A 217-nucleotide genomic window follows, 5' to 3' on the forward strand; every position below is an offset into this window, starting at 1 on the left:
GGAGAGCGATACGCCATGAACGAGACTAGCAACATTGTCCCGCTCCGTCAGCCCGACGAGATCGACGATCCACTGACCAATCTTTTGCGCGCTGGTGCGCGGCAGCTTCTGGCGCAGGCCGTCGAGGTCGAAGTCGAGACCTTTCTTGCCACGATGAAGGATTTGAAGCTTGCCGACGGACGCGCCCGTGTCGTGCGGCATGGTTACGGCCCGGTGC

Annotated in this window: 1 pseudogene; it reads left to right on the forward strand. The window is 61.8% G+C overall.

Annotated features, from left to right (window positions below):
* Nucleotides 1–15: 15 nt before the first annotated feature.
* Nucleotides 16–217: pseudogene (locus ACZYOF_RS45080) on the forward strand (IS256 family transposase); the annotation flags it as partial.

This window comes from Bradyrhizobium sp. LeoA1Lang (assembly GCF_055413685.1).